This is a genomic window from Gallintestinimicrobium sp. (genome assembly GCF_046968865.1).
GTDB lineage: Bacteria > Bacillota > Clostridia > Lachnospirales > Lachnospiraceae > Gallintestinimicrobium > Gallintestinimicrobium propionicum.
Map to the genome: position 1 here is coordinate 1 of NZ_JBKVPW010000031.1, position 10,439 is coordinate 10,439.

The following is a 10,439-nucleotide window of genomic DNA, read 5'->3' on the forward strand; positions in this document are numbered from 1 at the left end:
AAGCGCCAACAGCGGTTTGATGACTGCTGCCCGGCGGAGAGGAGGAAGCAAAAGTTTTGTCCAGATGCACCGCTGCAAGTAAACTTGCAAGCGGAGCAGTCTGGACAGTATTTTAAGGGGCGAAAGCCCCACAGTCATCAAAGCGCCAACAGCGGTTTGATGACTGCTGCCCGGCGGAGAGGAGGAAGCAAAAGTCTGTCCAGATGCTCAGCTGCAAGTAAACTTGCAAGCGGAGCAATCTGGACAGTATTTTAAGGGGCGAAAGCCCCACAGTCATCAAAGCGCCAACGGCGGTTTGATGACTGCTGCCCCAAATACTGTGAAACAGCAAGCAGCTCCTCTTTTGTATCGATGTCCTTTAATTCTTCCGAATAAGAAACCGGAAGTGTCCGGACGAGATTTGGATACCTGGAAACGATCACGTTCCCTCCCTTTTTGGGAGGGAGATTTTTTAATTCCTCAAAAAAGCAGGACGGAAAGATCACCGGAGAACCGACTGTGTCGCTAGAGCAGGGGCGCCAGATAAAGCCAGGCAGATTTTTTGCGCAAAGCAGCAGGGAAGCGATGGTTTCCGGCAGGATCATAGGCTGGTCGGACGGCAGGAAGGCGCAGCGATCGATAAAAGAGCTGATTTCACCCATTCCAAGGCGGATCATGTCATTTCGGTCGGGAAAAGGATGCAGAAGAACCGGGATATCCTGCGAGAGACAGAGCTGTTCGATTTCTTTGTGCACGGTCACAACCAGGCGGTGTGCAAACAGACCGGCGGAAGCATCGAGTGCCCATTGAATCAGTGGCTTGCCTGCAAGATCTGTCAGCAGCTTGTTTTCCCCAAAGCGTCTGCCCTGACCGGACGCCATGAGAATACATCCTGCGTTTCCGTAGGGCTGATCCAGATCGAGAACGAAGACATCCTGCCGTGCAAGCAGACTGTCCAGGAAAGGAAGCTTTTGCTTGCGGACGACCATCAGGAGATGCTTGAACGCCATCAACTCAGAGAGGGCATTTTGATATTCGGGACAGGTGCTTTCGAGATATCCGATTTCATCAATGGTGATCCAGTCAGAAGAAACGTCGGCACAAGCGCGAAGAAAAGAAACACCGGTTTGGGAAAATGCGTCTAAAACAGGCAGCATCCGGTTTTCGGCACCGGTGCTGTCAGGGTTAAATCTGCCGATTTGCACGGTCTTGGAAGAAAAATTGTCCTTTAAGTAGACGCCCTGCTTTGGAACCGCCCAGGAGGTAAGCCCCGGCATCGGGCATGGAAAGAGCGCAGAAAGCAGTGTTGTTTTGCCGCTTCCCCTGTCTCCGGTGAGGATCAGATGTTTTTTACCGCTTGTCTGAAAAGATTTCCAAATACAGCTTGCGGTTGGCATGAACGCAGGCGTCCCGATAGGTTTCATATTTTGTCAGCCATTCCTTTCCCTGTGGAGTGAGTGTACTTCCACCGCCGGATTTTCCGCCAACACAGCGTGTGGTCAGTGGAAAGCCGAGAGCGGCTTCGGCATTTTTGATTATGCGGAGCGCTTTGGTATAGGCAAGTCCCATGGATATGGCGGCGGAACGAAGAGAGCCGGTTTCTTCGATGGCATGCAGCAGACAGCAGGGACCTTCCCCGAAAAATTTTTCATCGTTGTCGTCACAAAAAGTAATTCGTGTAACCGCTTTCAACAGGCATCGTCCTCCTTTATCATGATCAGCCGTTTCTCGCCGCGGCGGGTGGAAAGTGTTGTTAAACTGATTGTACCATAGATGGAGGAAAGAAGCGGTTCCATTTTGGAGATCGGGGTAGAAAATGGTTGAAGCTCTCCCAACAGACCGCAATCGGAAAGCACCAAAAGCGTATCGCAATAATTGAGGGCGAGAGAAGGATCGTGCAGCGTTACAAGTGCGGCGGCGTTGTTTTTTGCAACATACGTTCGCAAAAGTCCCATCGTTTCATAGCGCAGCCGAAAATCCAGGGCGCTTTCCGGTTCATCCAAAAGCAGAAGCCTGCGCTTTAATACAAAAGTGCGCGCCAGCAGGCAGAGCTGCTTTTGCCCTTCGCTTAGCTGCTGGAAGTTATCGTCTTTGCGGGACCCAAGACCTACCGAGCAGAGGGCGTCAAATGCTTCCTTTTTCATCTGCTCCGTAGGAGACTGCAGGAGAGAAAGCTTTGGATTAAACCCCATTAAAACGACATCCAGAAGAGTTAAATCGATCGAAATACCGCTCTTTTGGGGAATGTATCCGCAGAGTAAAGCAAGCTGCCTTGGAGAAGCGTTTTCCAAGTAAGTGTCATCTAACTGACAGCTTCCGGTATGAGGAAGAAGATTTGCAATCGCTTTGATCAGGGTGGTTTTACCGCACCCATTTGCGCCGAGGATTCCAACGATTGTTTTTGGGGCGACGAAAAAGCTGATATCTTTTATGACCTGTTTTCCGGCATATCCGGCGGAAAGGTTGGTTACAGTGAGCAGGTTCATTGCAGTGGTTTCCTCCTGATACAGAGATAGATTAAGAACGGCGCGCCGAGCAAACTGGTAAAAATACTTACTGGCAGTTCGGTAGAAGCGATGCTGCGGGCAAAAATATCGCCGAGCGTCAAAAGGCATCCGCCGAGCAGGCCACTGAATAACATGGTGGATAAGCGGTTGTTTTTAAAGAGCAGGCGCGCTCCGTGGGGGGCAAGAAGCGAAATAAAGCTGATCAGCCCGGTCATGCTGATAACGCTGGAGGCGGCAAGGGTTGCGATCAAAAGGACGATCAGGCGGATTTGCGTCACATTTACGCCGAGCAGCCGCCCTTCCTGATCGTCCAGAGAGAGCAGGAGGATCTGTCGGTACAACAGGAACATCCCAACCAGACAGATCAGGCACAGAGCGATGTTTCCGCCGATGGAATACAGGCTGATGCCGTTTAAACTTCCCATGATCCAGTATTCGATGGATGCAAGCTGTTTTTCCGGGTCTGCGAGGAGCTTCAGACAGACTAACGCGGTCTGTGCCAGGCTGTGCACGGCGATGCCGGAGAGGACGATGCTTTTGCCGTCTTTTTCGGCGGTCAGGGAGGAAAGCGTCAGTGCAAGGAGCACACAACAGATGGCTCCGGCAAAGGCAGATAGGGTGATAGCCACCGCGCCGGGCAAAAACAGGATACCGAAAGCGGCGCCTACGCTTGCACCGGAGGATGCGCCGATAATGTCGGGGGAAGCGAGGGGATTGCGGAAAACGGTCTGATAGACAAAGCCGGTAACTCCGAGGACAAAGCCGCCGATTGCGCCGATCACAGCGCGGCTTGCGCGCAGGGTGAGAAAAACCCGCCACTGCATCGCGTCCCCGGATAACAGGCCGGACAGCGTAAGCGGATATTTTCCGACGAAAAAAGAGCATAAAGTCAGGACCGTTAAAATAACGGTCCCGACGAGAAGAAACGATTTAGTTTTTGTTGGAGATTCCATAGAAGGTTTCATAATAAGTGTCGCTTTCCGTGGTATAAGTGTCAGCGGGAACCTGTTCGGGATGGAGAATGCCGGCAAGCCATACGGATGCAAGGATGCCTGCGGGAACCGGGCTGTCCAGAGCCTCTACATCGCCGGGAATCTGATATACCTGACCGTTTTTCACAGCGGTGCAGTCTTTTAAGTTTTCATCGTTTAAAATGTCGTCAACGGTGTAATCTGCATCGGAAGCGAGGATGATATAGGCAGGATCCCAGGCAAGCAGCTGTTCGTAGCTGATTTCTGCCCAGTAAGTATCGGTAATTTCTTCCGCTGCATTTTTGCCGCCTGCAAGCTCGATCATGCTGGACTGGTACATTGCAGGACCTGCTGTGGAAAGCAGGGAAGAATTGCCTGCCAGATATACGCTTTTGGGCTCTGTATCAGCTAACGTATCAGAAAGCATGGACTTCTGGGAAGCTATATAGGAAAGCAGCTCGTTTGCACGTTCCTGTGTGTTGGTGGCGGTAGATACCAGCTCGATCATTTCTGTCAGAAGCTCCTGGCTTTCCGGATTGACAAGCAGCACCGGGATACCAAGCTCTGTCAGGCTCGCTGCTGCGTCCTTTAATTTTAAGGGCAGGATAACCAGATCAGGGGAGAGGGCTGCGCAGCCTTCCAGGTCGAATTCCTTTGCGGTGCCGACACTGGGAAGCTCTATCAGATCAGGTGCAGCAAGCTTGTAGATCGCACGCTTGCCAGCCTTTGCTTCGATGCCTACCATCTTGTCCTTCAGACCAAGAGCGATCAAAAGGCTGGAGGGAATGTAATAGCCGCTTACGATGGTCTCAGGTTCAGCTTCGAGCGTTACTTCACGGCCTGCCTGATCGGTCAGGGTGACGGGATAAGTCGTTTCTGCAGCTTCAATGGCTTCTTCGGATGCAGTCTCTTCTGTTTCGGCAGAAGCGGTTTCTGTGACAGTCTCGGCAGCCTGTTCTGTGACGGATTCTGTTGCAGGAACAGTTTCTGCGGGGGCAGAAGCAGTGCCGCAGCCGATCATGGAGATCAACAGTGCACATGCCAGGGACAGGGACAGGTACTTTTTCAGTGTGTTTTTCATTACGTTCACCTTTCGTTGTAGTTTCAATAATACAACGGTATTGTAGCAAAGCGTCTTTTCAAAAGCAAGGGATTTTATTATAATATAATTGGATTTTTTGGTTTTTGTTCACGGATTGCACGAAAATAGAAAAGGGTGCATGGGAACAGTAAGGCTTCAGGGAGAACATTTTATGGTTACAATTCAGAATTATGTGCGCGCAAAAAGTCTGGAAGAGGCATATGAGCTGAACCAGAAAAAGGGGAACTGTATTCTCGGTGGAATGCTCTGGACGAAAATGCAGAATCGCATGATTCAGACAGCAATTGATCTTTGTGATCTTGGACTGAATGAAATAGAAGAAACGGAAGAGGAATTTTCTATCGGCGCCATGGTATCGCTGCGGCAGCTGGAGACAGATGCCGGGCTGAATGCCTATACACAGGGTGCAGTAAGAGATGCGGTAAAGGATATAGTAGGTGTGCAGTTCCGCAATCTTGCAACGGTTGGAGGAAGCATCTGGGGACGATTCGGATTCTCTGATGTTTTGACGGTTTTTCTTGCAATGGATACCGAGGTGGAATTATTTCAGGGTGGAAGAATTCCTTTAAAAGATTTTGCCGAGAAAAAACAGGACAGAGATATTTTAGTTCGTCTGATCGTGAAAAAGACTGCAGGACGCTTTGCCTACGCAGCGGTCCGCAACCAGAGCACGGACTTCCCGGTGATTGCCTGTGCCGCTTCCTGCGTCGGGGGAGAATACCGGTTGGCAGTCGGTGCAAGACCGCATCGGGCAGTGCTTCTTTGCGATGAAGAAAAGTTTCTTTCCGGCGGTGTGAAGGAAGAAAGCGTAAAGGCATTTGCAAACTGGGCAAAAGCGCAGATTCCGACCGGTAATAACCACCGTGCCGGGGCAGCCTACCGCACCCGTCTGATCGGAGTGCTGAGTCAGAGACTGTTTTGCAAAATCGGGGAGGCGTAGGAATGGAGATCATAATAAAAGTGAATGGAAGAAGGATCGCCGAGCAGATCGAACCGGATCTGCTTTTGATCGACTTTTTGAGAAAACATGGATGCTACAGCGTAAAACGAGGCTGTGAGACAGCAAACTGTGGTCTGTGCACCGTTCTCATGGATAATACGCCGGTGCTTTCCTGTTCTGTGCTCGCAGCCAGAGCAGATGGACATGAAATCTATACCCTGGAAGGACTTCAGGAGGAAGCGTCAGAGTTTGTCGGATTTATTGCCGATCAGGGAGCGGATCAGTGCGGCTTCTGTAATCCGGGATTTGTCATGAATACGATCGCGCTGCTTCGGGAGAATCCGGATCCGACGGATGATGAGATCCGGGCCTATTTGGCAGGAAACCTCTGCAGATGCTCCGGCTATGAAGGACAGCTGCGGGGCATCCGGAATTTTCTGGATCAGAGAAGAAAGTAAAGGAGAAGCTTCATGGAACATAAGAAATACAATGCGATCAACCAGCCGGTCCGCAAAAAGGATTCTATGCAGCTGCTTTTGGGAAAGCCGGTTTATGTGGAGGATATCGCACCGAAGGATGCGCTGGCGGTAAAGCTGTTAAGAAGCCCGCACGCAAATGCGATTGTGGAGGAAATTAACGTTTCGGTTGCCAAAAAGGTTCCGGGTGTCGTGGATATTTATACCTGGGAAGACGTGCCAAAGCAGCGCTTTGCCATAGCGGGACAGACCTATCCGGAGCCGTCGCCTTACGACAGGCTGATTCTGGACCGGCATGTGCGTTTTGCCGGGGACGTGGTCGCCATTATCGCAGCAGAAAATGAAAAAGCGGCGTTAAAGGCAATGAAATTGATCAAAGTAAAATATAAGATCCTGGAACCGGTTCTGGATTTCCATCAGGCAAAGGACAATGAAATTTTAGTGCATCCAGAAGAGGACTGGCTTGCACAGGTTCCGGTGGGCGGAGATGCAAAGCGGAACCTGGTTGCCAGTGAAATCAGTGGTGACGGGGACGTGGATGTAGTGCTTGCAGACTGCGATGAGGTGCTGGAACATGCGTACCATATGCGTTCCTTTAATCAGGCGATGATGGAGACCTTCCGTACCTATACCGAGCTGGATCGATACGGAAGACTGCATGTGATCTCCTCGACCCAGATCGTATTTCACGTTCGCAGAATCCTTTCCCAGGCGCTGGGAATCCCCAAAAGTAAAATCCGTGTGGAAAAGCCCAGGATCGGCGGCGGATTCGGTGCAAAGCAGACGGCGGTAAGTGAGGTTTATCCCGCATTTGTCACACTGAAAACCGGACGCCCGGCGCAGCTTATTTTTACGAGGGAGGAGAGTCAGATTGCAGGATCTCCCCGGCATGAAATGGAAGTGCGTGTGCGGCTGGGCGCAGATAAGGACGGACATATCCGGGGACTGGACCTGTATACATTATCCAACTCCGGTGCTTATGGCGAGCATGGTCCGACGACGGTAGGACTGAGCGGACACAAATCGATTCCGCTTTATACCGGAGGCCTGGAGGCATTCCGGTTTGGCTATGATGTTGTATATACCAATACGATGGCAGCAGGTGCCTATCGGGGCTACGGAGCGACACAGGGTATTTTTGCACTGGAAACCTCTGTCAACGAGCTGGCAGAGAAGCTTGGAATCGATCCGACAATCATCCGGGAAAAGAATATGCTCCGGGAAGGCATGAAAATGCCGGCCTATTATGGCGAAACCGCGAATGCCTGTGCGTTGGACAAATGCATGGCGCGCTGTAAGGAGCTGTTCCATTGGGATGAAAAATATCCCGTTCGGGATATGGGAAACGGAAAGGTGCGCGCGGCAGGCGTGGCAATGGCGATGCAGGGCTCCTGTATTTCCAATGTGGATGTCGGTTCCGCAACCGTGAAGCTTGCAGATGACGGCACCTTTAACCTGATTATCGGCGCTGCGGATATGGGAACCGGATGCGATACGATCCTTGCCCAGATGGTTGCGGAATGTATGGACTGTTCCGTAGATGATGTGGCGGTATTTGGCGCGGATACGGACGCTTCCCCTTATGATTCCGGCTCCTATGCCTCTTCCACAACCTATATCACCGGTAAGGCGGTGGAGATGGCCTGCGCAAAGCTAAAGACACAGCTCTGTGGGATCGCGGCGGGAATGCTTGGCTGCAGCACAGAAGAGGTTGTGTTTGAAAACGGACGGGTAAAGCAGATCAACACGGAGAAAAGCGTTTCTCTGGCAGAGATCAGCGTCAAAGACCAGGTAAATAACGATATTGCAGCGGTTGCGACCGCGTCCCATTCCTCCCCGGTTTCCCCGCCTCCTTACATGGTCGGAATGGTGGAAATCGAGCTGGATAAGGATACCGGAGAAGTGAAAATTCTGGATTATGTTGCGGTAGTGGACTGCGGGATTACGATCAATCCCGCATTGGCGCGTATTCAGACAGAGGGGGGTATCGTACAGGGAATCGGGCATACCCTTTTTGAAAATATCACTTATGACAGAAATGGACGCCCGATTGAGTCCAGTTTTTTACAGTATAAGGTTCCGACCCGTCTGGATATGGGGCATCTTCGCGTGGAATTTGAAAACAGCTATGAGCCAACAGGACCCTTTGGCGCAAAATCCATCGGGGAAATTGTTATCAATACCCCGGCACCTGCAATTGCCCATGCGATCTACCGGGCGACCGGCGTATGGCACAGGGAACTTCCGATTACACCGGAGAAGATTCTGATGTCGATGCCGCAGTAGGATGAAAATGCTGCAGTCCACATGCGCAACAGGTTTGTGTGTGGGCTGTGACAATAAATCACAAAATGAGGAGAGAGAAAAATGAAAAAAAGTTTCAAACTATCTGAGGAAGCATTTCAGATGGATGGGAAAATGCCCCTTTCTCAGGCAATTCCCCTTGGCTTACAGCATGTCCTTGCAATGTTTGTCGGAAACCTTACTCCGTTGTTGATCATTACGGGTGCATGTGGGCTGGCCGGCGGAGAGTTTGCACAGCTGCAGCTTTCCCTGCTGCAGAATGCCATGCTGGTAGCCGGTATTGTAACGCTGGTACAGCTGTTTTCCATCGGACCGGTGGGTGGAAAGGTTCCGATTATTATGGGTACTTCTTCCGGATTTATCGGGGTATTTAACAGTGTGGCTGCGTCGATGGGCGGCGGTGTGCTGGCATATGGTGCGATCATGGGTGCATCCATAATCGGCGGACTCTTCGAAACGGTGCTGGGCTTTTTTTTAAAGCCCCTTCGAAAATTCTTTCCGGCGGTGGTAACCGGTACGGTTGTTATGTCGATTGGTCTGAGCCTGATCTCTGTAGGCATCAATTCCTTCGGAGGCGGAAATAATGCAAAAGATTTCGGCTCTGTGGAAAACCTGCTTCTGGCTGTTTTTGTTCTCGCAATGATTCTTGTCTTCAAGCATGGGACAAAGGGCTTTTTAAGCTCTTCTGCAATCCTGTTTGGTATTATCGCAGGCTACATTGCTGCAGTGGTAATGGGATTTGTCCTGCCTACGACCGGTGTTACTGCAGATGGCGTGGAATATACAAAAGCATGGGTATTAAACTGGAATAAGGTTGCAGAAGCTTCCTGGTTTGAAATTCCGAAGCTGATGCCGGTAAAGCCGGTGTTTGATCTGCGTGCGATTTTGCCTGTCCTGATCATGTTTATTGTAACGGCAGTGGAGACGGTCGGTGATATTTCCGGTGTAATGGAAGGCGGACTTGGCAGGGAAGCAACAGATCGGGAGCTTGCAGGCGGCGTGATGTGCGATGGTCTTGGTTCTTCCTTCGCAGCGTTATTTGGTGTATTGCCGAATACCTCCTTCAGCCAGAATGTTGGACTGGTTGCCATGACAAAGGTAGTAAACCGCTTTGCACTTGCGACCGGAGCGATTTTCCTGATCTTGTGCGGCCTTTGCCCGAAGCTGGCGGCGCTGGTTTCCATCATGCCTCAGTCGGTACTGGGTGGTGCGGCAGTTATGATGTTTTCTTCTATCGTCATCAGCGGTATTCAGCTGATCACAAAGAATCCGCTGACTGCCCGGAACCTTTCCATCGTATCGGTAGCGCTCGGTGTAGGCTACGGTATGGGCGCCAACACAGGAATCCTTGCAAATGCGCCTCAGTTTATCCAGCTGATCTTCGGCGGCTCCGGTATTGTACCGGCTGCGATGGTAGCGATTTTGTTGAATATTGTACTTCCGAAAGAGGATTAAAAAATTGCCACCTTTAAGCGCGGTGAGATAAGAAAACAAGCAAAAAGCCTTAAATCATCGCGTTTATGGACGGCGGGCAAACAGGTTACAACTGAATAACCGAGCAAAAGGGGCGTTATCAGACCGATAGCGTCCCTTTCTGCATATTGTCATACCGCAGCTTGAAAAGAGTTGCGGTTTTTTTATGCCCGAAAACAGGCGGTAACGTGGAACGTTAGGCGCGAAAAAGCCCTTGCAATACAAGGCTTTTCAGACGCAAAAACGGCAAAGGCATACTGCAATACCAAAACCGCCAAAAACGGCTTTCTAATATTCCACGCAAAACGAGAAAGGAAGTGATAAAAAATGGCAGTTTTCCGAGTTGAGAGAAATACGGGCTATACCGTTATGAGCAACCACCACTTGCGCAATAAGGAACTCACCTTAAAGGCAAAAGGCTTGCTTTCGCAAATGCTGTCCTTGCCCGAAGATTGGGATTATACCCTTGCGGGCTTATCTCACATCAACCGCGAGAAGATCGACGCAATCCGCGAAGCGGTCAAAGAACTTGAAAAAGCCGGATATATCGTCCGCAGCCGGGAACGCGACGAAAAAGGACGTTTGCGCGGTGCGGATTATGTCATATATGAGCAGCCGCAGCCGCCTACATCGGATTTACCTACATTGGAAAATCCAACATTGGATAATCCAACGTTGGAAAAACCT

The 10,439-nt window shown here is 50.7% G+C and carries 10 protein-coding genes; 5 read left to right on the plus strand and 5 right to left on the minus strand.

Features of this window, described 5'->3' with window-relative positions; translation table 11 throughout:
* Positions 1–251 precede the first annotated feature (251 nt).
* From ACLTOQ_RS16040 to ACLTOQ_RS16060, 5 genes are read right to left on the minus strand one after another with little or no spacing between them, the layout of a single operon-like run.
* A complete protein-coding gene (locus ACLTOQ_RS16040; RefSeq protein ID WP_412319930.1) occupies positions 252–1,376 on the minus strand; it encodes an NTP transferase domain-containing protein in 1,125 nt (374 codons plus the stop codon).
* Positions 1,330–1,671, minus strand: coding sequence for a winged helix-turn-helix domain-containing protein (locus tag ACLTOQ_RS16045; protein WP_308728061.1), 342 nt, complete (start codon positions 1,669–1,671; stop codon positions 1,330–1,332). Before ACLTOQ_RS16045 ends, ACLTOQ_RS16040 begins: the two co-directional genes overlap by 47 nt.
* A complete protein-coding gene (locus ACLTOQ_RS16050) occupies positions 1,668–2,465 on the minus strand; it encodes an ABC transporter ATP-binding protein (protein ID WP_262585834.1) in 798 nt (265 codons plus the stop codon). Before ACLTOQ_RS16050 ends, ACLTOQ_RS16045 begins: the two co-directional genes overlap by 4 nt.
* The gene (locus ACLTOQ_RS16055) at positions 2,462–3,439 is read right to left on the minus strand and encodes a FecCD family ABC transporter permease (RefSeq protein ID WP_412319931.1); all 978 of its coding nucleotides are present in this window, start codon (positions 3,437–3,439) and stop codon (positions 2,462–2,464) included. Before ACLTOQ_RS16055 ends, ACLTOQ_RS16050 begins: the two co-directional genes overlap by 4 nt.
* The gene (locus ACLTOQ_RS16060) at positions 3,417–4,538 is read right to left on the minus strand and encodes an ABC transporter substrate-binding protein (RefSeq protein ID WP_412319932.1); all 1,122 of its coding nucleotides are present in this window, start codon (positions 4,536–4,538) and stop codon (positions 3,417–3,419) included. The genes ACLTOQ_RS16055 and ACLTOQ_RS16060 overlap by 23 nt, the downstream gene beginning before the upstream one ends.
* Positions 4,539–4,710: 172 nt before the next feature.
* Between ACLTOQ_RS16060 and ACLTOQ_RS16065 the strand changes: the two genes are divergently transcribed.
* The 5 genes from ACLTOQ_RS16065 to ACLTOQ_RS16085 form a co-directional block, all read left to right on the plus strand.
* Positions 4,711–5,499, plus strand: a complete 789-nt coding sequence (locus ACLTOQ_RS16065; protein ID WP_308728064.1) for an FAD binding domain-containing protein — start codon at positions 4,711–4,713, stop codon at positions 5,497–5,499.
* Positions 5,500–5,501: 2 nt separating this feature from the next.
* Positions 5,502–5,957: a (2Fe-2S)-binding protein gene (locus ACLTOQ_RS16070; RefSeq protein WP_308728065.1), complete on the plus strand. Its 456-nt coding sequence runs from the start codon at positions 5,502–5,504 to the stop codon at positions 5,955–5,957.
* A gap of 12 nt (positions 5,958–5,969) precedes the next feature.
* Positions 5,970–8,261 (plus strand): xanthine dehydrogenase family protein molybdopterin-binding subunit, encoded by a 2,292-nt coding sequence (locus tag ACLTOQ_RS16075; RefSeq protein WP_412319933.1) that lies wholly within the window; start codon positions 5,970–5,972, stop codon positions 8,259–8,261.
* Between the two features lie 81 nt (positions 8,262–8,342).
* Positions 8,343–9,734 (plus strand): uracil-xanthine permease family protein, encoded by a 1,392-nt coding sequence (locus ACLTOQ_RS16080; protein WP_262585828.1) that lies wholly within the window; start codon positions 8,343–8,345, stop codon positions 9,732–9,734.
* Between the two features lie 345 nt (positions 9,735–10,079).
* On the plus strand, positions 10,080–10,439 hold a 360-nt coding region (locus ACLTOQ_RS16085), incomplete at its 3' end, for a helix-turn-helix domain-containing protein (protein WP_412319934.1).

Coding starts and splice junctions, on each gene's coding strand:
- ACLTOQ_RS16060 (WP_412319932.1), bottom strand. CDS start 4,538: ATGAAAAACACACTGAAAAAGTACCTGTCCCTGTCCCTGGCATGTGCA.
- ACLTOQ_RS16080 (WP_262585828.1), top strand. CDS start 8,343: ATGAAAAAAAGTTTCAAACTATCTGAGGAAGCATTTCAGATGGATGGG.
- ACLTOQ_RS16065 (WP_308728064.1), top strand. CDS start 4,711: ATGGTTACAATTCAGAATTATGTGCGCGCAAAAAGTCTGGAAGAGGCA.
- ACLTOQ_RS16055 (WP_412319931.1), bottom strand. CDS start 3,439: ATGGAATCTCCAACAAAAACTAAATCGTTTCTTCTCGTCGGGACCGTT.
- ACLTOQ_RS16050 (WP_262585834.1), bottom strand. CDS start 2,465: ATGAACCTGCTCACTGTAACCAACCTTTCCGCCGGATATGCCGGAAAA.
- ACLTOQ_RS16040 (WP_412319930.1), bottom strand. CDS start 1,376: ATGCCAACCGCAAGCTGTATTTGGAAATCTTTTCAGACAAGCGGTAAA.
- ACLTOQ_RS16070 (WP_308728065.1), top strand. CDS start 5,502: ATGGAGATCATAATAAAAGTGAATGGAAGAAGGATCGCCGAGCAGATC.
- ACLTOQ_RS16075 (WP_412319933.1), top strand. CDS start 5,970: ATGGAACATAAGAAATACAATGCGATCAACCAGCCGGTCCGCAAAAAG.